Origin of the sequence: Paenibacillus sp. UMB4589-SE434, assembly GCF_030226685.1 — a bacterium.
Taxonomy (GTDB): Bacteria; Bacillota; Bacilli; order Paenibacillales; family Paenibacillaceae; genus Paenibacillus_B.
Genome location: NZ_JASOYK010000002.1, coordinates 451936 through 476117 on the forward strand (window position 1 = coordinate 451936; position 24182 = coordinate 476117).

Annotated in this window: 13 protein-coding genes; all 13 read left to right on the forward strand. The window is 42.1% G+C overall.

Annotated features, from left to right (window positions below; all coding sequences use genetic code 11):
- The first annotated feature begins 222 nt into the window (after positions 1-222).
- Positions 223-738 carry a CDP-alcohol phosphatidyltransferase family protein gene (locus tag QP775_RS12170; RefSeq protein WP_285106454.1) on the forward strand — a complete coding sequence of 172 codons (516 nt, stop codon included), beginning with the start codon at positions 223-225 and terminating at the stop codon, positions 736-738.
- A gap of 178 nt (positions 739-916) precedes the next feature.
- Entirely contained in the window at positions 917-1351 is a 435-nt protein-coding gene (fabZ, locus tag QP775_RS12175) for a 3-hydroxyacyl-ACP dehydratase FabZ (RefSeq protein WP_239328817.1), read from the forward strand.
- Positions 1352-1491: 140 nt separating this feature from the next.
- Positions 1492-3498: a DUF5693 family protein gene (locus tag QP775_RS12180; protein WP_285106299.1), complete on the forward strand. Its 2007-nt coding sequence runs from the start codon at positions 1492-1494 to the stop codon at positions 3496-3498.
- Entirely contained in the window at positions 3474-4601 is a 1128-nt protein-coding gene (gene csaB / locus QP775_RS12185) for a polysaccharide pyruvyl transferase CsaB (protein WP_285106301.1), read from the forward strand. Before QP775_RS12180 ends, csaB begins: the two co-directional genes overlap by 25 nt.
- 12 nt (positions 4602-4613) lie before the next feature.
- On the forward strand, positions 4614-5372 hold the full coding sequence (locus tag QP775_RS12190; protein ID WP_285106303.1) for a WecB/TagA/CpsF family glycosyltransferase: 759 nt from the start codon (positions 4614-4616) through the stop codon (positions 5370-5372).
- A 115-nt stretch (positions 5373-5487) separates the two neighbouring features.
- Entirely contained in the window at positions 5488-6612 is a 1125-nt protein-coding gene (locus tag QP775_RS12195) for an MraY family glycosyltransferase (RefSeq protein ID WP_239328812.1), read from the forward strand.
- A 248-nt stretch (positions 6613-6860) separates the two neighbouring features.
- A complete protein-coding gene (locus QP775_RS12200) occupies positions 6861-10820 on the forward strand; it encodes an S-layer homology domain-containing protein (protein ID WP_285106306.1) in 3960 nt (1319 codons plus the stop codon).
- 572 nt (positions 10821-11392) lie between these two features.
- Entirely contained in the window at positions 11393-14515 is a 3123-nt protein-coding gene (locus QP775_RS12205) for an S-layer homology domain-containing protein (RefSeq protein WP_285106308.1), read from the forward strand.
- A 156-nt stretch (positions 14516-14671) separates the two neighbouring features.
- Entirely contained in the window at positions 14672-17170 is a 2499-nt protein-coding gene (locus QP775_RS12210; protein WP_285106310.1) for a hypothetical protein, read from the forward strand.
- Between the two features lie 17 nt (positions 17171-17187).
- Entirely contained in the window at positions 17188-17694 is a 507-nt protein-coding gene (locus QP775_RS12215) for a hypothetical protein (protein WP_285106312.1), read from the forward strand.
- Positions 17695-17993: 299 nt separating this feature from the next.
- Complete coding sequence (locus QP775_RS12220; RefSeq protein WP_285106314.1) at positions 17994-18290, forward strand: alpha/beta-type small acid-soluble spore protein; 297 nt, start codon at positions 17994-17996, stop codon at positions 18288-18290.
- 181 nt (positions 18291-18471) lie between these two features.
- Positions 18472-19674: a methionine adenosyltransferase gene (gene metK, locus QP775_RS12225; RefSeq protein ID WP_285106316.1), complete on the forward strand. Its 1203-nt coding sequence runs from the start codon at positions 18472-18474 to the stop codon at positions 19672-19674.
- A gap of 134 nt (positions 19675-19808) precedes the next feature.
- Complete coding sequence (locus QP775_RS12230; RefSeq protein WP_285106318.1) at positions 19809-24161, forward strand: Ig-like domain-containing protein; 4353 nt, start codon at positions 19809-19811, stop codon at positions 24159-24161.
- The last annotated feature ends 21 nt before the right edge of the window (positions 24162-24182 follow it).

Below are 24182 nucleotides of genomic sequence, written 5' to 3' on the forward strand. Positions count from 1 at the left end.
TGAATTGGTCCAAGCAGTGATAATCCAAAGCCGTTCCCTTGCAAAGGATAATCAACTAGAACCATCCAGCTCCTTTAAGCATTCTACTAACCTTCAACTTCCCTGCTGCTCAGATGTATCCATCACGCGTTCTACTAACCGGCAGCAGTTTTAATTTTGAATAGGGGCATGTATAATAGGTTGGAGGAAAGATGAAAAATGGGGGTTACTGGGGGTTTTGGGGTGAATGTCCCGAATGTGTTAACGGCGTTTCGTCTCGTGCTTATCCCTGTATACTTAGCTCTTTTTTTTACAGGTCAACGCTATGCAGCTTTTGCGGTATGGCTATTGGCAGGACTTACGGATATTCTTGACGGTTATATCGCGCGCAAGCGCAACCAAGTTACCTACGTAGGTATGTTGCTGGACCCATTGGCAGACAAGCTAATGATGATAGCAGTTATATTATCGCTGCTCTGGTCAGGCGATTTGCCACTGGTTGCTGCAATTGCGATGTTTATACGTGATGCTGGCATGATTGTGGGCTCACTTGTATTTCATTTTAGAGGCAAGAAGACCGTACCCGCCAATATGATGGGTAAGCTGACAACCGTGCTATATTATGCGGCAATCGTAAGTGTATACTTCCAATGGGAGTATGCAGTGCCTTGTTTGTGGGCAGTCATTATTTTTTCCTTTATCACTTCACTGCAGTATGTATTTCAATTCGTACGTATTAATCGTCAGGTTGAAATGTAATGTGGCAGAGGGGGATCTGTCTAGATCCAATACATACATAAATAGGAAAAAAGAGCTCTCCGTCACCGCTTTGTGGCTCGGGAAAGCTCCTTATCTTAACCTTCTCGCCTGCAGTCGTTGAAGGATGTAGTTATTGTTAACGAAATTTGGAGGTTTTTATTCAGAAGGGAGAATGAACATGCAATTAAATATCGAACAAATTAAAGAAATAATTCCGCACCGTTATCCATTTCTGTTGGTAGATCGTATTGATGAGGTAGTTGAAGGTCAACGTGCAGTGGGAATTAAAAATGTCACCGTTAATGAACCGTTCTTCCAAGGACATTTTCCGACGTATCCTGTAATGCCTGGTGTGCTTATTATTGAAGCATTGGCTCAAGTTGGGGCTGCTTGTATGTTAATGAAAGAAGAAAACAAAGGAAAGATTGGTTTCTTGGCGGGAATTGATAACGCTCGTTTTCGTGGTCAGGTTGTGCCTGGGGACACCCTAACACTTGAAGTGAACATTACACGCATGAAAGGCTCTATAGGAAAAGGACAAGCAGTCGCTAAAGTTGGCGATAACGTGGTCGCTGAAGCTGAGATTATGTTTGCATTATCTAAGCCTGAATAACGTGATGGATATATAGCTTTTTGGACACTATACATGGTAATCACCTTCCAGGATAGGAAGGTTCACGATCATAATGAGTCGGGCTTATAGCGATATTACCGCTATAGGCCTTCATTGTGACGGTTTGAGGAGGGACATTCGTGCTTCAATCTTTAGAACAGATGAATCGACGTTTCAAAAAATGGTTATGGCTTCTAGTTATCGTCGGTTTGGTGGCATCTTTGCCAGTCGTCGTGCAACGTGTACAGACAGAACAGACTTCAAAAAATGTGGAATTTGTATTTGATTATCGTGATCTTGTAGACATTTCGGTGTATAAGCCTAATCCGGCTGCTTATATTAATGAACAATTGGATCGGTTAAAAGAAGCGGGCGTTCAATCGATGGCTATGTTTGAAAGCTCGCTGCAAGAGATGAAGTCAGCTCGTCGTATTGTATTATACAATTCAAATGATGCTGCGCTGCTTCACAATAAAGTGGCTAATCCAAATGAAAATTATACGTACTTGTTATTCCAGAGCCAGGAAGACGAGCGGGAATTGTCTCCGCTTATTGAAAAGACCTTTATCCAACTGGGTATAAATGTTCGTCTTTGGAAGTTTGATGGTAAGAATGGTCTTGTTATCGAGACACCAATCGAGAGTGCATTGATGAAGTCCATGCCGCAAGATCCAATAGCTATGAAGCAGCTGAGAGACAAAGGCTTTAATATTGTGCCTCGTTTATCTGATTCATCCTTATACAATCAAAAGCAGACTGAAGAGCTGCTAAAGATGTACGATGCAATTGGTGTTACACGCATTTTATTTGACGGAGAATCAGTAAAAGGATTCAATGATGACGTTGAGATGAATAGTCTTACCGCGTTTGCGGACTTGTTAAATAAACATGGTATCGGAATCGCAGCGATTGAAGGCTTGAAGGCTCCGCAGAAGGGCTTTAATAAGCTGGCTTATCTAACTAAGTATAATGTGGCTCGTATTCATTCTATAGCAGAAGCGGAATCGTTTAATGATCCGAAAGTGTTGGGTGACCGTCTGGCACTTGCCTCCAAGGATCGTAACATACGTATGTTCTATTTAAATGCGACTGTGAAGAGGGACGTGACGAAGTCTGAGATTGTAGATTCCGTCGAGAATCTTATTCATTCGATGCAAGAGCCAGGTCAAGGATTGGCCAAAATCAAGCATGATGGTTTTGAGTTTGGGCAGGCAAAGCCATTCCAGATTGAGGATGCTGGCTGGCAGCGTTATGCGAAGGCAGTAGCAGTAGTTGGGGGTGTAGCGTTAATTGCATTACTCATATCCTACTTTGTTCCTTATGTGATGTTATTGGTCTTTATTGTTGGTCTAGTAGGTGCAGCTGGTTTGTTTGCAATGCACTCCTCATTGCTTGAGCAAGTGCTGGCGCTTGGGGTAGCTGTAAGTGCACCATCTATTGCTATGGTACTCGCCATTCGAAGAATTGAAATGAGTGCGATCGATTCAAGCTTAGGATCACGCTTGAGCCGCTCGGTTATGCTGTTTGTTCGTACCGTGTTGTTGTCTTTGATTGCGGTACCGTATGTCATTGCATTTTTGAATAATATTACGTATAGTTTGGTATTAACGCAGTTCCGTGGAGTAAGCTTGCTTCATCTTGCACCGCTTGCGCTAACCGCGTTGTATGTATTCCTATACCGTGGTGAATCGGTATTTAAGGAAGCAAAACGTTGGTTGATGATGCCATTTACATTGCTGTGGGTGGTAGGTTTTGGTGTTGCAGCAATAGGAGGGTACTATTATCTGTCTCGGACAGGTAATGCTGGCAATGTCAGCTCGTTGGAGCAAATGTTCCGATATTTGCTGGAGAATACATTTGGCGTACGGCCGCGTAACAAAGAGTTCTTGTTTGCGCATCCGCTACTGCTTGTAGGTGCCTTTATTGCTTTCCGCTATCGTATCGGTCAATTCTTGCTTATCGCAGCTGCGATGGGACAACTGTCAATGGTAGACACATTTGCGCATATTCATACGCCGGTGATCATATCGGCAATCCGTACGGGCCTTGGATTGGGTCTGGGACTTATTATTGGTGTGATCGGCATCTTAGTCTGGTACGTCATTGAAAGGTGTTGGGATGCATGGCGTCCGAAGTTAAAACAATAGTATTATCCGGTTATTACGGGTTTAATAATAGTGGTGACGAAGCCGTTCTGAAGTCGATTCTGACGGCACTTGAACGAGCAGGGGAGGCACAGGGGGTTCGTATAGAGCCTGTTGTGCTGTCCGGTGACCCGGCAACAACGACCAAGTTGTATGGGGTTCGTGCCGTACATCGGATGCGAATCGGTGAGGTATGGAACGCAATCCGCCAGTCTGACGGACTTATTAGCGGAGGAGGGAGCTTGCTGCAGGATGCGACAAGTTCTAAGACGATTCCCTATTATATCGGCGTTATTAAGCTGGCACAGTTGCTTCGCAAGCCTACCTTCATGTATGCTCAAGGTATCGGTCCGGTTCAACGCAAGTCATTTTATCCGCTGATTCGCCATACGTTCAAACGTGCGGCATACGTATCCGTAAGAGATACGGAATCGGCAGAACTTTTAGTTAAGATGGGGCTATCCCGTGAGAAGATTGATGTCGTACCTGATCCGGTCATGGGATTAAGATTGCCTGAGCAAGCGGAACAGGGCTCATCAGTAGATGAATCAGGTTTGCCTTACGTAGGAGTGTCTGTACGTTATTGGAATGCGGATCATACCGATCTCATGCGAGTTGCTGAGATGCTTAAGCTTGTGATGAAGCGCCATGCTGTACATCTTCGTTTTGTTCCATTTCATGGTCAAGCGGATGAAGATGCTTCTCGATTTGTAATGGAACAGTTGGGCGACATAAGCCAATTCGGAAGTGCCGCAAGCATAAGTCCCGCATACGCGTATCCAGTGGACATGTTGGCTGAAGTAAGCCGTTGCCAGCTACTTATTGGCATGAGATTGCATTCACTTATCTATGCGGCATCTCAGAAAGTTCCGGTGCTTGGCATATCCTACGATCCGAAGATAGATCAGTTCTTACATCGTTTGGACGAACAAGCAATTGGTTCAACACTGAAGCTTGATCCCGTAGATGCTGCAGATGAAGTGTTATCTGTACTGCACAATCTGGATGCATGGCGTCACAACCATCATCGAGCGATCGAGCGATTAATACAGGAAGCTGAAAGACCGGCGCAACAAGTCGTAAGAATGTTGCGTCAATACAAATAAGGTGATTATCGGATGGAAGAGACTAAGCAGTATCCTTTTGTGCCTATATACGGTATCCCATTCTCTAAGTTGTCGATGCAGGACACGGTGGAATGGTTGACTCGAGCGATTCAAGAACGACGAAGCACACATGTCATCACAGCAAATCCCATCATGGTTATGGCTGCTTTGGAGAATGCTAATTTCATGAAAGTTATGAAGCAGTCTGATCTTGTCGTGCCCGATGGTACGGGTGTCGTATGGGCGGCTAATTATGTTGGTGATCCGCTGCCAGAACGTGTAACGGGATTTGACTTGCTGCATCAGCTGATGACTGCTGGACAGGAATATAGATGGCGAGTATATATGCTCGGGGCATCACCAGAAGTGATTCAAGAAGCAGCAGCGAGGTTACAACAACAGTATCCGGCGATTGAAATCGTTGGGTACAGGGATGGTTTCTTTGGGGCTGCGGAAGATGATCAAGTTGTTGAGCAGATTAGTTCATTGCGTCCGGATATCCTCTTTGTCGCTCGGGGCGCGGACACACAGGAGCCCTGGATCGCGAAGTACCGAGATCGTTTGAATTGTACGGTGATGATGGGAGTTGGGGGAAGCTTTGATGTGATCTCTGGCCGTTCGAAGAGAGCGCCTGGATGGGTGCAGTCGATGCGTATAGAGTGGCTTTATCGACTAGTGAAAGAACCATGGAGATTTACACGAATGCTTGCTTTGCCGAAATTTGCCTTGAAAGTGATGCGTGACAAAGAAAAGGTGACCAAAATAAATTAAAATCGCGGTTTATCTTTCGATTACGCGAGTTTTCACGGTATTCTACAGTTGGTGTTTCCATTTTGAACGGAGTATAATTCAATCCGGTAACACAAATGGAGGTTGAAATAATCCAATGATAATCGTATATGTACTTGGTGGACTATTAGCATTGCTGCTAGCCACCGGATTAACGCCGCTAGTAAAGAAACTGGCCTTTAAGGTCGGAGCTGTCGATGTACCGAATGCGCGTAAAGTGCATACGAGAATTATGCCGCGTATGGGCGGTCTCGGGATTTACGGAGCATTTGTGTTGTCATTGGTCGCACTTATGTTTGTGATTCCGGATACGTTATTTGGTTCAGTGCGAGACGCTAACCTGATTAAGTCTTTGCTTGCTGGGGGAACCATCATCGTCATTATTGGCGCGTTGGATGACCGCTTCGAGCTGTCGGCAAAAGTAAAATTAGTTGGTCAGATTATTGCCGCATGTGTTGTGGTATTTGGCTTTGATTTAACGGTGAACTTTGTTAATGTACCGTTTGGTGACCAATATTTAAATATTGATAACTGGATTGCAATTCCGCTTACGATCTTCTGGATTGTTGGTGTAACCAATGCCATTAACTTGATCGATGGTTTGGATGGACTCGCTGCAGGCGTGTCCGGCATATCCATTGCTACATTGCTTGTGATGGCTGTTATTATGGGCAATCCCGTAGTCATCCTGTTATGTGCATTACTGCTTGGCAGCATCATCGGATTTTTGTTCTTTAATTTCCATCCTGCACGAATCTTTATGGGGGATTCGGGTTCCTTGTTCTTGGGCTTCAGCTTAGCTGTATTGTCCATGCTCGGTTTTAAACAAGTTGCTATCGTGTCCTTTATTACGCCGCTTCTTATTATTGGCGTACCTTTATCCGATACATTCTTTGCGATCATACGCCGTTGGCTGCAAAAGAAACCGATATTCGCGCCAGACAAAGGGCATTTGCATCATTGTCTACGTGAGCTTGGCTTTAGTCACCGGAAGACGGTATTAATCATTTATGGTATAGCTTCATTTTTCGGTATTCTGGCTATTATCCAGTCCATTGCAGCATCGCATGATGCGAACTGGGTAACCTTTGTTGTAATCTGTGTCATGCTGGTGTCACTGCAGCTTGGAGCAGAGGTGATTGGTATAGTGAGTAAGACAAGGCGTCCTATGCTGGATATGCTGCATCGGCTGCGTGTTAAGGCACATTCTCGATCAGAGTAGAATATCTGTTACGTTATTATGAATAAGCCTTTGTATGCTTCGGGATAAGCCCGGAACGTACAAAGGCTTTTTTTGTTGTGTACTCGGATAAAGGATAGATTTATATATGTTTTTTGTCGTGGGAAATCGAATCAATAGGAAAAATGTCTAAAATTATGCATCCGTTTAACCGATAAGTAAAATACAAGAAACTTTTCAAAATGAGGAGCGAAGGAATAACAATGGATGCACAAAGGAGGACATTAACATTGAAGAGATTGTTGTCGATGATGTTGACGCTGGCGCTTATCGTAACGATGGTGCCGTTGCCTTTTAGCTCGGTTGCAGAGGCAGCGGGAGGCGCCCAGTATTTTATTTTCCCGAACGAGCAGTATGCTCCAAATAGCGCCCGTGTCACAAATAACGAGCGTGTCACCCTAGAGGGGACGTTGAATGGCGTTAACGGAAAAGATATATCGTACAGTGTATACCAAATCACGATGAGTGGAGGCCAGGAGGTTGTTGTCAATTCAAGAGAACAACAAACGGCTAACATCGTAATTAACGGTTCCAGCCTCAAAATATTTAACCTGCAGCTATATCCAGGCCTCAACCGCGTAACATTTAAAGGGTTCCAGGGAAATAGTGAAGTTTACGATTCCATTTATATTGAGTACCGTAACGGACCAACGATGTATGATATGTCCGTAGCATTGGACGGATACAAATATGAACTGAAAGAAAATGAAACAACCGTGGTGTTCTCAGATGCTTCGAAGGGCAAACCTACGGCGAACATCAGTATTACGGGTAAAGCTCCAAATGCGGATAAAGTACAAGTCACAGTCAATGGACGAAGTTGGTCGTTTACAGTTTCGTCGAGCAATGATTGGAACTTCTTTGCTTCTCCTATTACAGTGAATAAAGGTAAGAACTTAGTTACCATTAAAGCGTTTAATGGAACACAGTCCGTAGAAACGACCCGCGAAGTCGCATTCTATAATGACTCAGTCACATTCTATGACGTTCATATGTTGGATAATACCGGGAACAAGGTTGACTTGAGTGGATATCCGACTGTAAGCGCAGGTACCAATACGACGGTTTACGGTAAGGTCATTGTTCCAATTCCACCTAACACGACTCCAACTATGCCGCCAAGCGTAGGTTATAAGATCGATGGGGTGGCTGGAACGATAAGTGCTCCGAAAATCGAGAAAATTGATACCAAGTTTATGATTATGTCTTTCGAAATTCCGAATCCAGCAATTCCGTTGGATAAACGTGTGAATATTGAATTACAGTCTACAAACATGGCTACAACACCACCAATGTTGGAAACATCAACAAACTTTGGTGTGCTGCTGAAGGATGGTACTAAGCCATACATTCTTGAAGGTAAATATTTGCCAAGCTACTCCAGTTCCATGTCAAGCTCTGAAGTACTCTCACTGACTGGTGTGAAGCTGGATGGTGCGGAGATCTTCTCCTTGCCGACAGCCTTGGAGTTCTACGTTGTTAATGATCCTGGCGGTAATGAAGTTACAATTAGCAAGATTACGGACGCTTTTGGCAAAGATGTCACAAGCGGTTTTGGTTTGGGCGCTCGTATTGCTTCGGATACGGTTGTTCAAAATGTAAACGGTGTTCCTACTAACCTGACAAGGCTTGTATATAAGTTGGAGAAGCTGCCGACAACAGGTAAGTTAAATATTGAATTTAGCATGAACGGCGAAAGATACGCTGCGACATTAACCCTTCTTTATGGACCATTTGTGAAATACGAGAAGGCTTATGATGGCATCAAAATATATACTGATACTACATTGTCCCCAGATGTACGTCTTACTCAAGTTATGAATACGACTTTGGGTAACTTGGAAGGGCAAATGTTTAATATCGCCAATGAGAATGAGATCGTTTATGGAGGTACAGGCAAGACAGTCTTCTTCTACGTGAACAATACACAAGTTCAAATTGAAGAAGTTGCAGGTAAAGGTAAATTTAACTTTGTGATTAGCGATCCTGCTGAACAGAAGAAAGCATTTGAAGCATTGTTCAGCGGCGATAACAAAATTAAATTTGTATATCGTTCCAAAAAAGAATATTACGAGAAAACGATCACGGTAACGTTAATTCCTACGAACTTGCCAGAAATACCGGCAAAGAACACAGATGGAATTTTCCCATATAGCGTGATTTATCCTGAGCCTAAAGTGAATGATCCTGCTTTTGATAAAAAGGGCGGCATCTACTATACCAAAGAAGCATACATGCATGTCTATGGTACATTTGACTTTGTGGACTTGGGTCATTCTGTTGGGGAGGCAACAACCAAGTTGTCGGGAATGAATGCTGATGATACAGCTAAAGGATACAAGCTTCGCATCCAATCACCAGTATTAAAAGATGATATCGTATGGTCTCTGCAAAATAACGTAACCGTAATTGGCAACAACCAGGCACCAGTTGAGATCAGCGGTCCATCTGGCGCAGTTACGGGCATTATGGTGATGTACAACCAGGACAGCCAAACTTTTAGTTTCCATTTAAAAGACGTACAGCTTCCGATTGATGGCAGTCCGATCGTTTACAACATGACTGTCTTTAATAGCGGCGAGGGTGGTCCGCGTGCCACGTATCGTTTGGAAGTAGTGCCTATTAATGTACCGTTTACTATACTTAAACCTAACATTCAGAAGCGTATTCTGAACCAGAACTTCGTGGAAGTTATTATTCATTCGCCTGGTGCCGACCAAGTAACAATCAATAAGGTTAAGGCTCAGAAGTTCAAGTATGACGAAGGTTATGATGGTCAGCATGTGTACGACAATGCTTACAAAGCCTTTGTTACTAATTTGAAGCCGAATCGGGATACAAAGATTGAAATTGTTATTACTAGAGGCAAAGATAGCTATAAGAGCGATATTACAGTGAAATACGTGCCTACAAGCATACCAGGGGCGCAATTTATGGAGACAATGAAGAACGGTCATAAGGTGTTTGATGGCCAGTTGTCCCTTACTCTGACTAAAGGTACTAATCTTATTCGCCGTGATTATAATGTGCCAACGGAGTTTAAGACACAAGTGTACACTGGCAACCAGTTCTTGTTTGCTATTGCCAATCCAACCGATGGTGTTGTTGATAGACGGGACTTTGAATATATCCCGCCAAACTATGATATGGAGATGCAGCTTTCAGAGATTATTTTCTCCCGCAGCTTCTCTAATCGCTTCATAAAGTCCAGCCCTGTGTTCTGGATCGATCCAGGTTTGGCTGACGATATTCAGACTAAGAATTTGTATGATCCAATAAGTGTTGGTAGTGATCCTTATCAATTGCCGGGAGCACCTGTGCAAATGTTCTACAAGCGTGATCCATCGCGTGAACTTGTGCCTTCCAAGGTAGGGAAGCTTACTTTGGCATATGACAAAAACTTGTCTAATGATGGTGGACGCATGGTGACGGTGTTCCGCTTTGATCCAGAGCTGCAGCAATGGGAAAACATTGGTGGCGTAGTAGATGAGAAGAAACATACGGTAACAGTTCCATTTGATCGCTTTGGTTACTACACAGTTGGTAAGCTGGCGTATTCCTATGGTGATGTTGTACAGCATCCATATGCTCGTGATTTCATCGAGACTGTGTTTGCTAAAGGTGTAATGAATGCTTACGAGCAAGAAAGCTATTTTGGTACTGATTTGTATGTGTCACGTGGGGAATTTGCGCGTATGATCGTGCGTGCGTTGGCAATTCCGTTAAATTATCAAGGACAAAGACACTTTGACGATGCCAATCTGCCTGATGATCAGATGAATCAAATCAGCGCCAGTGCACTTTGGGATTTCCGTTATATTGAAACGGCGGCTCGTGAAGGAATCGTAAGAGGCATATCGCCAAGACAATTTGGTGTGGACCTTAATATCTCACGTCAAGATGCTTCTGTTATGATAGCTAAGGCTCTTAACTTGAAGTTGGACACGGACAGAGCGAAAGTCCGCAAAGAGCTGCTTAAGTACTTCCAGGACGTTGATAAAATTGACTATTACGCACAACCTTCTGTACTAGCTATTGCTAAGAAGGGCTTTATCAGTGGCTTGCCAATTGATTCCACCGATCCGAAGAAGGGCTACGTATTCCAACCGGAAGCTAACATGCTTCGTGGTGATGCGGCGTTAATTATGGCTCGTGTGATGATTAGTATGAAAAAGCTGCCTAAGATGTAAGATGTCTTTCTGGTAGGGCGTATTTATTATTAGATAATTCACGGGAGAGTCGATGATACTCGGCTCTCCTCATTCTTTATAAGCTAGCAGTCCTCATGTCTGCCTCAATTTGGACAAATGTAAGGTAACCACATAAAAGTCATTAACCTGAATTTTTTACATCAGTTGGAAAACTTTGATGAATGACTGAGATGATGGATGCAGGTATACTAGGTGACGTGGTAGGCGGAAGCATACATAAAGTATTGCATAACCGTATATATAATGGAGATTTCATGTTATACGAAAGAAAAAATGCGAAATAAAAAACATTTTTTCTCTCTAAGCGCAACTTTTCCGCAACTGGTGCGTTTAATTACATGAGATTGAAAAACAGACGGCAAAATTCATTATTCTTCCCTGTTTTTCTCAAAAATATGCTTTACGCTAGGCATGTGCCCATGTATAATGTCTAGAGTGGCATAAATATCTCTATTATTCCCATTCGTTTACGAGTTTCTGTGACATGTCCGTGTTACAGACTTCTTTTTGAATACATTTCGCTCTACTCTGGGAAGGGGGTGAATCGGCGAATGAGGGAAATGAGTTATGAATCTTCAGAGAAACACTCTCAACAACCGAAGCAATTTAGAGGAGGAGAAAAAAAGGTTATGAAAAAAAGATTGGCTCTATTACTATCCGTTGCTATGGCGTTCTCCATGTTCGCAAACGTAGCATTCGGTGCAGAAAACACACTTACTACAGCACAAAAGTACGACGAATTGGTTAAAGCAGGTATCTTCAGCGGTTTCCCAGGTCAAACTGATCCGCAATTGAATACTTTGACTGACCGTGCACAATTCGCAAAAATCTTGGCACTTGTTGCAGGTTTGGATCAAGCAGAAGGTAACTCCTTCAAAGATCAAAACTACGGCAAACATTGGGCTAAAGGTTACATCGAAGCAGTTGTTAAAGCTGGTTACATGAACGGCGTAGGCAACAGCAAATTCGATCTTAAAGGTAAAGTAACTGGTGAGCAAATGGCGAAATCCTTCGCATTGGCTCTTGGTTTGAAAGAAGTAGCTGACGCTCCTGCAGCTGATGGCGTTACTAAATGGGCAACTGGTTGGGTAGCAGCTATTAAAGCAGCAGGCTTCGACTTCTCCGTAAACGGTAAATGGAATGTCCCAGCTCCACGTTCCGTATTGGTAGAAGCAGCTTACGACATCAAAGCTAAAAACGGTGTTAAAGTTGAATCCGCAGTAGCACTTGACGAGAAAACAGTAGAAGTTACTTTCTCCGACAAAGAGAAAGAAAAAGTAACTCTTGACAAAGCTCTTGTAGAAGGTCAAGAAACAACTGTTTCCGTAACACATAAAGGCAAAAAATACGACGTTAAAGTAACACTCGGTGCGCTTTCTATCCAAGGTAAAGCTACTGGAGCTAGCACATTTGAAGTTAAACTTAACCGTACAATCGACACAGCTGCTGCTAAATGGACTGTGAAACGCGGATCTACTGAAGTTGCAATTGCTAAAGATGGTATCAAATTTAGCGATGACAAATTGACTGCACAAGTCACTACGAACAACAAATTGTCCGAAGGTGAATACACAGTTAACTTGACAAGCGGCGACAAAACAGTATCCGCTACAGTTAAAGTAGATGCTGAAAAAGTAACTAAGATTGAACTTCTTGGTGACAAAGCATCTGTAAATGAAAAGTATACTGAAATTAAAGTAGGCTTTAAAGTTGTTAACCAATACGGTGAAGATGCTTCCAAATTGGCTGATATCCAATGGACTGTATCCAAATCGGATAACACTTCTCCAACAGTAGATACTAAAAATGGTCTTGTAACATTTAAAACTACTGAAAACAACAAATATTTCTACAATGAGCCAGTTGCAATCATGGTTTATGACAAGAATACAGGCGTTGTTGCAAACAAAACATTTAATGTTGGTACACCTGCTAAAGCTACTACAGTAGAATTTAAAGATGTTTACAACATTGATGGCAAAACATTGTCATCTACTACGGACACATCTAAAGATGAGTTCTACATCTTGGTAAACCTTAAAGACCAATATGGTAATGTTATCAACGACACATATGTTCCAGATAACGCATTGGTAACTTCTTCCAACCCTATGATTATGGGCGCAGAAGATAAATTGGTTACTAAAAAAGGACCTAAAGGTGATAGCGTAGCTATTAAATTGAAATCTCCTGATCAAGCGGTATTCCGCCAATCTGGTGAAGTCAACATTAATGTTATCACTTTTGGTAATGGCCAAACGTCTACTCATAAATTGTCTGTAACACAAGGTGCTGAACTGAAATCTTTCAAAATGTTCAAACCTGAAACAGATGTTGCCTTTGGTGATGATGCGGTAACAATTCCGTTTGAAGCAACTGACGCTAACGGAGAAGCAATCAAAACTTATAAAGATCTTAAAAAAGCTTATGATAACAAAGTTCTTAGCTTTAACTTGCAATCTGCTGAACTGTACTTCACAGAAGATGTTAAGACTAATGCAGCTGTGTTGAAATACAAAGTTGCTGCAACAGGATCTAAAACAACAGTAATGTTGTATTCCACTGTTGCGAAGTACGGAAATACTAACTCTATTTCCTTTGACGTTAAAGAAGTTGCTAAACCAGTTGCTGTAAAAGGTTTCATTAAAGATATTGAAACTTCTTACGGTCTGGGTGCACAATTGAAATTGAACGAGAAGAGCTTCAACTTCGTCGATCAGTACAACCGTACAATGGATTATGACAAAGTTAAGGCTAACTACCAAGTTGGTATCGTAAATGTTGACGCTATTAAAGCTAACAGCTTCTTTGGTACACAAGCTGAGAAAGCAGCTTTGTCAGCTAATAACCACCAAATTCTTGACGCTACTGGCGTTTCACTTACTGCACAAGCTAGAGGTGAGTTTAACGTAGAAGTAGCATTGTTCGACAAAGCAACAGGTGCTAAAATCAACAATTCCGAAGCTACAGTACGTGTTAGCGCGGTAACAGTTGATAACATTTCTTCTTATGAAGTTAAAGAACTTGGATCTCTGTATGTTGGTAAAAACAACATCTGGACTGGTTCAACTGTTTCTACAGAAGTTTACAAAGATCTTGAGGTATTCGGTAAACGTGGAAATGGTGAAAAAGTTAAACTTAGCCCTACTGACTACAACGTAACAGTTGATTCTAACTATATTAAAGTGGATGGCAACTCTAAGTTGACTCCTGCTGCAAATGTAGATGATGCTCTTGGACAAAGAGGAACTGTTGAGTTGACAGTTAAAGTTAACATTAAGAGTGCAGAGTTGACACCAGCAACTGTCGATGCTAAGTTGACTGTTTCTAACATGCCACAACAAGTGAAATCCGTATTTGCGGACGATGATAAAGTTGCGTTTGACATTACACGTACAGGTAATGTTCTTAATGTAAATGACCTTCTTACTAAAGTAAAAGGTAAAGACCAATATGGTCTGAAAGACTTCTTGTCCAAAATTACTGGTAGCAAAACTGTGACTACATTTGTAAGCAAAGTCATTGATCAACATGGTGATGTTGTAAGCTTGCCACAAATCGTTGGTAACGGTTCTACTAACACTGTAGTTAATGGCCTTGAAGTTGGTGCGAAAGTTTATGTTACAGTTTCTGTTGATGGAGCTCAAAGCAACTTCATCATCAATGTAAAATAATCCAGTTTAACGGAATTTCAAAAAACGATCAGGATAAATTATCCTGATCGTTTTTTTTACATCCTTATTCTAATGGATATAAAGCAACTTAATTAGGACTTGAAACGTATATACTATATATAAATTCTGTTATTTAAGAGGAGTGAATCATTTTACATGACACATAAACGTTGGGCTGCTGCTGTTCTATCAATGACGATGGTAATGGCTTTTTCACAACCATTGTGGCAGGACCGGGTGGAGGCAGCATCGTCTAGTTCATCGGTACAGGCTCAGAGTAGTCTCTTTAAACCTGAGGCGCTAAAAACAGTTAGAATAAATGCACAAAGTTATCTGGAAGTTAATGATGTTCAATTTTATCATGTTGATGGAGAGAAGATTGTCTATTATACAGTCACTGTACATAATAGTGGTAAGCAGTCGCTTAATCTTATGGATTACTGGTTCTCCATTAAATCAAATACCGGTGAAAAATATTCAATTCAACTTATGGGCTTACAAGAGAAAAAGGATAATTTAATTACAGCCAACACAGTTAAAACATTTAAAATATATACAAAAGTAAATCCAAAATTGAATTTATCTAATTTATCGCTGCATGTGATTAAGTGGGATTTTTCTGTACCCGGCTTTGAGCGTTCAATTGGTTCCATATCTATTCCTGCAACATACTCTAATGTCACACCAATTGGAAAAGATAGATCGATTAAGCAGGGAGAAAACACAGTAGTTGCAACTGCAAGTGCACTCCAACTTGTTAAGTCAGGAAATGCAACTGAAGCTATGGTTTCTATGTATTTCAAGAATACTAGCAATAGTTCTATTAAAATTGATTCGTATAAATACTACTTGCGTACAAACACTAATCGTTATTACACATTGGATCCAGATCAATTAAATCTTTCTGTTCTTCCTGGGGAAAAGGTAAAAGTGAATTTTTATGCCAAATTACCAGACGACCTAGGAAAGCAAACCTATCAAATTTTTGTTACTGAAGAGACAGGGACAGAAAAGAAGACTGCGCTGCCTGTTGCAAGTTATGCACTTATGATCAGAGACTCTAGTAAGTCAATTACACGTGCGAATCAATCTTATTCATTAAACATTGATAATCAAGCAATAGAATCCAAAATTACAAATACAATGGTTGATTCTACAGCTGAGTATCATAATGTGACATTGACTTACCAACTAACTAATAAAGGTAAGAAAGCTGTTGCCGTGCCTAAACATAGTTATGAACTTGTTACTGATAAGCAGATATCTTATCCATTCGAGAAAGTAGAGCTTACAGGTGAATTGCTACCAGGAATTAGTAAGGAAATAACGATGACAGCGTCACTGCCTGTGGATTCGAACATTAAGAATTTGAAATTGATTACTAAACGGATAGCTGAAGAAAATAAAAAAAATGATTATCTGCTTGCTCAGTATCTCGTTCCTGAAAAAACTGGGGTTACTGAAGGAACGACAACCCGCTATGTGAATAAACAAGGTGCATATGAAGTGACAGTTGAGAATTTTGAACGTTTACCATGGGACACTCAGGATATTATAAATGCAACAATAACAGTTAAAAATATTGGCAAAGAAACGCAACCTATGCCAAAAATGAATGCAACAGCTTGGTTAAATGGAGTGAAAGTTGATGCTAAAGACATTCAGTTACTCCCAGTTGAGGAGGCCATTGCATTAAAGCCTGGAGACACTGCCAAATTAATTGCAACTTCTAAAGTATCAAGTCAGTCAAAATTTGATTCAGCACGTATCCAGTTGTCTGAAATCATAAATGAAAAACCAGTGAATACAATAGGTAACTTTATGGTTGCAGCAGAAAATGCGAACCTTCCTATTTATACACCTGGTTCGACTGCAAAATATGCATTAAAACAACCTGGTGTTGATGCAGAGATGGGAGTACTAGAGTCGGGCACGTATGAGGGTGTCAATAACAATGTTGTTCGGACTTTACTCCTATATCGAAATTCAGGACAACGGTATGCAAAACTGCCTGCACTAAAAGCTTATTATAAAACAAGTACTGGTATATACATACCAGCTAAGGTCACATTGTCTGATAAGGAATTGAGTCCGCAAGGAGCTAATTTAATAGCTATAAGTGCGGACGTTCCTAAAAATATTAAGAAGCAAGACCTGCAAATTATTGTAGGGCAAGGTATTACGGGTGGTAAGTATGTGTCTGGTACAGAAAAGGCTGAGAGCTTCGTCAATGCAGCTATACTTGCCCTAGGTCAGGATGATACAAAAGTAACAACGTTGTTTGAACCTATGGAACTACGTCCGTTTACATTTAAAATTAATTCTGTAAATGCTCGGACAAATGACAATGATAATGTTCAATTTAACTTTAATTACACTTTAAGTGAGTATAGTCCTTTCCAAGAAAGACTTGCTGATCGAAAAATAGTGGTTCAGGTTGAATACTACGGCAAAAAATTTGATAAAGTATTCCAGCTCGGTAGTGGAACAGATAGTTTAGCTGTAGGTGAAAAGATTAGCCAATCATTTAATATTACAGATCCAGCAATGAAGGGTGTAGGCAATACTGGATTTAGATTAAATCTGTACGAAGAGGTAGACGGTGCTCGCAAATTACTAATGAATCACTTTGTTGGTAACTTTGGTTCAGAATAAGTAAAAGGAGCTTACCTATGAATCAAGTGAAAAAACGTATGACAACTTTTCTTATATGCGGAACGGTAATTATGATAGGATGGTCTTTAATAAGCGGTACAAATTTATTACATGCTGAGCCAGGCGATTCCCAAGATCCTTTGGTGACCAAAAGCTATGTTGATGAACAGATTGCCAAGCTTAACGGTGGGAATGGTACCGGAACAGGGAGCAACCCGGACAATGGCAGTTCTTCGAGCAATGAACTGAAGATTGTCACAATCAAGCCAGGGCAGCAGTTGATAGCTAAAGCCGGTACAGAGTTTGTGATTCGTGCAGGCAAGGCAGAAATCTTCAGCTCAGATGCAAGTGGTGTATCAGATCTAACGGATGGTAAAGATCTCACCAAAGGCATGGACGTGCCAAGCAATCACTTGCTTATGTTTCCACGTGATGGACGTGGTATTGTTGCTAAGGATACACCTAAGAACAGCGTAGTAGTTACAGTTCGCGGCGGTTATGAAGTTCAAACCGTTAAAGAGTAGCTCTTTAACGGGAGTCATCTCGTAACACGGACATGTCAATATGATGAGATGATTCGGTTAGATTTATTCCTAACATAATTTATTTGTTCAAGAAGGAGGCGGCCATTTGGCCGCTTCTTCTTTTTTACAACGATCTCATTATTTCCTTCGGGTGCTCTAGACACCAAAGTACATACTATGATTAATTCATTAATTGTGCTGGGTATGCTCAAGCACGGGGCAACGTTAAGCAGTAGCGCCTGTGCTTGGATGTTAACAGAACAAACAATTATAATTGTAGTGATCGAGGAGGAAATATGATGTCCAGAAATAAATTAGTTCCTGCAAGCAAAGCAGCTTTGTACCAAATGAAGTATGAAATCGCAGCAGAATTAGGATTGCCAGTTACGTATAAGAGTGCTTCATCGGGCTACAGTGATACGGAATTTGGAACGGAATTTGGAACGGAATTTGGGGAGTTATCGCAAACATCATATAGCACAGGTGGGCGTGAAAATTGGGGGCACCTTTCTTCAAGAGAGGCTGGTTCAATTGGTGGAGAGATCACAAAACGGTTAATCTCACAAGCCGAACAATCCGTCCACTCTCTTATTTAATTGTAAAGAAATAATAGGAAAAACTATTTTTATTTCTATCATTGACATGCACCGACAAATAACGTAATATGTTTTCTCGAAGGCTGGTATAACAACCTTTTCCAAAATGGGAAAGGTTCGTTTTTTGTCTAGACTTTCCATTATGGAAAGCTCACATTATTTGTATGGGGGGTTGAGTCCAATGTCTATTAAAGGACGCCACTTGTTCACTTCCGAATCCGTTACTGAAGGACATCCAGATAAGATCTGTGACCAGATTTCAGATGCGGTATTGGACGCCTTTCTGGCAAATGACCCGAATGCTCGGGTTGCGTGCGAAGTTTCCGTTGCTACAGGTCTTGTGCTTGTTATCGGTGAAATTAGCACCTCAGCCGATTATGTTGATATTCCATCCATCGTTCGTAACACGATTAAAGATATCGGGTATACGCGTGCGAAATATGGATTCGACTATAACACATGTGCAGTGTTGACATCGTTAAACGAGCAGTCTCCTGACATTGCTCAAGGTGTTAATGAAGGTATTGAGACACGTACGGAAGAAGACGTTAAGAATGAGAAGGAAAACATCGGTGCTGGTGACCAAGGGTTGATGTTTGGATTTGCATCCAACGAGACGCCTGAATTAATGCCGTTGCCAATTGCTCTTTCTCACCGTATTTCCCGCCGTTTGGCAGAAGTTCGTAAGAACGGAACCTTGAACTATCTTCGTCCCGATGGCAAGACACAAGTGACGATTGAATATAACGAAGGCAAGCCTGTGCGTGTTGATACGATCGTTGTATCCACACAGCATGCTGAAGATGCTACTCTGACTCAGATTCAGAATGATATCCAAGAACACGTAATTAAACCGGTTGTACCTGCTGAATGGTTGGACGAGAATACGAAGTATTTCATCAATCCAACTGGTCGTTTTGTAATCGGCGGACCGCAAGGTGATGCTGGGCTTACAGGCCGTAAAATTATCGTAGATACGTATGGCGGCTATGCACGTCATGGCGGCGGCGCATTTTCTGGTAAAGATCCAACGAAGGTAGACCGTTCAGCTGCTTATGCGGCGCGTTACGTAGCGAAGAATATCGTTGCAGCTGGATTGGCTGACAAATGTGAGATCCAATTAGCTTATGCAATTGGTGTTGCACGTCCAGTATCTGTAAACGTGGACACGTATGGAACAGGTAAAGTAGCTGAAGAGAAGCTGGAAGAGCTGATCGAACAGAACTTCGACCTGCGTCCAGCTGGAATCATCAAGATGCTGGATCTTCGTCGCCCAATATACAAACAAACAGCAGCTTATGGACACTTTGGCCGTACAGATATTGACCTTCCTTGGGAACGTGTTGATAAAGCGGAAGTGCTTCGTGCAGGTGCTGGATTGTAATAACTGCCATCATAACACAAAACCTCCGCTCCTAAATGGGAACGGAGGTTTTTTTGCGTAACTCTAAACATTTGCACAGATATTACCGAAAATAGAAGTACGAGTGTCTTTATTTGTCGGAGGGGAAAAATCAAATGAAGCAAATGAAAAGATATATATCGGTTATGTTAGCTGTGATGCTTATTTTGCAAGGAACGCTTGCATATACGGTTTCGGCTAAACCTGCCGGTAGTGCGAAAGAAGTCAGTATTTTGGCAACAGGCCCTAATGCAGTCTCATTCTCACCTACTTCCGGAACGGAAGGTGTACAGCGCAGTTCCTCATTCTCTATTAACTTCTCAGAAAATGTGACTGCTGGAGCAGGGATGATTACGATACATCAAGCTTCAAATAATGCGCAGGTTGTGGCGATTCCAGCTGCCCAAACTAGCATTACCCAAAGTCTGGTGCAGTTTAATGTAAATGGACTTCAAGCGAATACTAACTATTACATATTAGTATCTGCAGATGCTTTTAATGGAGTAACAGGGGCATATGTGGGTATCCAAAGTGGTGCTCAATGGCGATTTAAGACAGCTGCGGATGTGGATACGAATCCTTTAGCATTAACAGGGAGTAGTCCGCTCAACAATGCAGTAGGGGTACCTACAACAACTCCAATATCACTTACATTTAACAAGCCTGTGTTTGCCAATCAAGGCGGCATTACGATTGAGACGGAATATGGAGTTCAATTAGCGTCTATACCAGTAACAGATTCGCGTGTTACGGGATCAGGCACAAATACGATTACGATAAACGGTCCATTCTCATTACCTAATCAGACGGGTATTCAAGTGGTTGTACCTGGTGGTGCATTTGTGGATGCAGGCGGTAAAGGCTCTAATGAGATTGTAAAAGGGCAGTGGAAGTTTAAGACGGTATCCGCTAATAATACACCCCCAACAGTAGTCTCTTACGTTCCTCAGCGTTTAGCTGGTGGGGTGTCCGTTAATCCTACATTAAGTCTAGAATTTAACGAAGATATATTTAAGAATCAAGGTAACGTTTATATTAAGAGATTAAAAGATAATGTTGCAAAAACGATTAGTGTTAACGACGTAGCCGTTAGTGGTAGAACAGCGAAGATTAATGTCGCGGGTCTAGATGCAAATACGGAATATTATGTGCTGATCGATGCAGGTGCATTTATGGACTCAGACAACACTCCGTTTGCAGGCATTCAGACGTCAAGCACTTGGCAATTTACGACTGAGGCTGGTCAGAACCAAGCTCCAGTAACTTTTACAGCGTTATTGCCAGCTAATAACGCTACAGGCGTAGCAGTGCGTCCAACGCTTAAAGTAACATTCAACAAGCCCGTTTATCCTGGCGTTGGCAACATTACGATCTACAACGGGAGCAATCCTGTTATGACGTTCGGAGCGAGTTCAACGAATGTTACAGGTGGTGGATCTGATACAATTCAGATTAATCTATCAGCTGATCTTCAAGATAATCAGAATTATAGTGTCAAAGTAGATGCCGGAGCTTTCCGTGATATCTACGGTAATTCGTTTAATGGCATTGCTACAAGTCAGTGGAGCTTCCGTGTAACAAAGGATACGGGTGTGCCAGCAATTGCATATGTTTATCCTACAGATACTTCTAAGAATGTACCACTGGCCACTGAAATCACGATGACAATGAATAAAGAAGTACAGGTTGGTAGTGGCAGCATTACACTTAAACGTAATGGCTACGGTACGACAGCAGATGTGGTAGTTGACTCCAACAATAAACGAGTTGTGCGTATTAAACCGAGATCGGCTTTGGTAGGTGGATCTACTTATACGGTTGATGTTGGTAAGGGGGCAGTCAAGGATCTAGCAGGGAACGATTATCCAGGAATCACTAATGCTTGGAGTTTCTCGACATTAGTTCCTGATACAGTACCTCCTACACTGGAGTCAGTTGTGATGCTAAAGTCGGAAGTTGTGGAACTGAACTATAATAAGGATTTGGATGGAACAAGTACACCATATGCCACTAATTTTAAAATGACGGTTAATGGTGAAGAGCGTCAATTAGTAAGTGTCATTGTAATGGGTAAAAAGGTACAAATATATATGCAAAGTGGTATTGCAGTAGGTCAAGAAGTACGTCTTTCTTATACGCAAGGTACGGTTCCATTGAAGGACATTAATGGGAATAGAGCTGCCAGCTTCACTAACCGAGAAGTTACTAACAAGGTAGAGAATTCCATGTCCAAAGTGATTGGGGCTAATGCCTATGGAAACACAATTCAAGTTACGTTTAATGATTCGATTAAGGAAATAGATAGCCGTGCAAATTCACAGTTTACGGTCATGGTGGATGGTTCTTCCAGAAGTATCAATAGTGTGGTTGGATATGGTACTTATTTGGCATTAACCCTAAATGATTCAATCACAGATGGCCAAGTGGTAACATTGCAATATCAGCCCGGTTCTTATCCATTAAAAGATCGATATGAAGGACCACTAACTGGTTTTGGTCCAATATATATACGTAATGGATTGGATACGAAACCACCTGTACTCTTAACAACACAGGTAGAGGGAACACGTCTTGTGTTAAATTACAATGAAGGTATTAACCCAGAAGCAATTCCTATGAAAAGCCATTATTCGGTTCTCGTTAATGACAAGGCCCGTTATGTAAACAAGGTTGAAGTTCGAAATAATCAGATTATTTTGACCTTAGCCTCTGCTGTTTCTTCAAAAACAGATCGAGTGACTTTGTCATACGTACCTGGATTCCCGAGAGCGACAGATCTATCGAATAATCCAGCTGCGGCATTTAGCCTTCTCGAGGTAGGCAACGTGACCGATTCTAGCTATCCACAAGTGGATAAAGCGACGATTACAAATGATCTCATCACACTGACATTTAATAAGCAGTTGGATAATCAAGCGGTTCCTGCTGCGAGCTATTTCTCCGTTCGTGTAGGCAATCAGATTCGAACGCTTCGTTCGGTGCAAGTGAACAATTCGATTGTTACCTTGACTTTATCGTCTGCGGCTGCATCAAGCGAAACGGTTGTAGTCACGTATACGGCGCCGTATTCCAACGGTCTAATGGATCTGAACGGCAGCAAGGTTCGCAGCTTCACCAACCTGACGGCAACAAACACGACCTCAGGAGGAAATAATAACAATGGTGGAACAGGTGCGATACCGCAGTATACGCAGGAGGCATCATGGAACTTATTCTTAAAGGACATGCTCTTGGTAAATACAGCGGCAGCAGCGAAGACAACTGACCGTACACAAAGTGGTCAATACGTAAACCGCTACAATGTTAATGACGCTCAGTGGAAAGGCGTTATGGAATATGCGACCCGTAATGGCCGACAAGTGGTAGCCTTGGATCTGGCTGAGAGTGAGAAGGCAGCCATTGTTGCGATTCCTGTGAAGGCACTTGAGGACATGTCGAGGACGGACAAGGATCTCGAGATTGGCGTACGTTATGGTAACTGGCTGTACACAATTGCGCTGCAAAATATTCCTTATTCAGAGATTGGGCGCCAGTTAAACGGGACAGCTAGTAATGCAACGTTATTGTTCCAAATCGAGCAGCAGCCAAGCCAGCAGTCAACCTATTTAGCTACTGCGATTCGCAATGAATCTGGTGCGGCTATAACGGAACCTTATCAATTTAACTTATCTGCATTTACGAGTTATCCGTCAGCTAAGGCTGCTCCCGTTGTTGCTAAAACAAATGTAAGCAATCGATTGACGTCTGCTGTAACTGCAACTCAGATCTCAGCTGTACGTGTTGATGTGGGTACAGGAGCAGGTTTAGCATACGTTCCTACAAAAGTGAAATCTGAAAGCGGCGTAAACGTTACGAACAGCATTCTAAATGCGAATGGTGCAATAGCAATCGCGCGCAGTACTCGTACATTTTCGGATGTAGGCGGACACTGGGCAGCGGCAGATATTAACGCACTGGCAGGTCGATTTGTAGCGACGGCTCGTCAAAGCGGCAAGTTTGAGCCGAACAAAGCGATTACACGTGAAGAATTTGCTGTGTTCATCGCGAAGGGGATTGGCTTGGATGGCAATCTCGAAGCGGCAAAACGTTTCCGTGACGTTTCGGGCACGTCCACTTCCGCACCTTATATCGGGGCGGCTGTAAAGGCTGGTATCATAACGGGTAATACAGATGGGACGTTTAAACCAGGCAGTCCGATTACACGCGAGCAGATGGCACTCATGATGAACCGTGCAATGACGCATACAGGGAACTCCGTGAAATTGTCGCAGTCGGCAAGTCAATGGATGTCCAAGTTTAAAGATCGCAAGCAAATTAGCACAAGCTCACAGGACGCTGCAGCTAAGATGCTGGAGGTCGGTATCATTCAAGGGATGACGAATGATACATTCGGACCGCGCAGTCAGGCTACGCGTGCTCAAGCAAGCGTTATGATTAAACGTCTGATGCAGAAAATTGATTTCATGTAAGAATAACTTTAATTAGTGAAT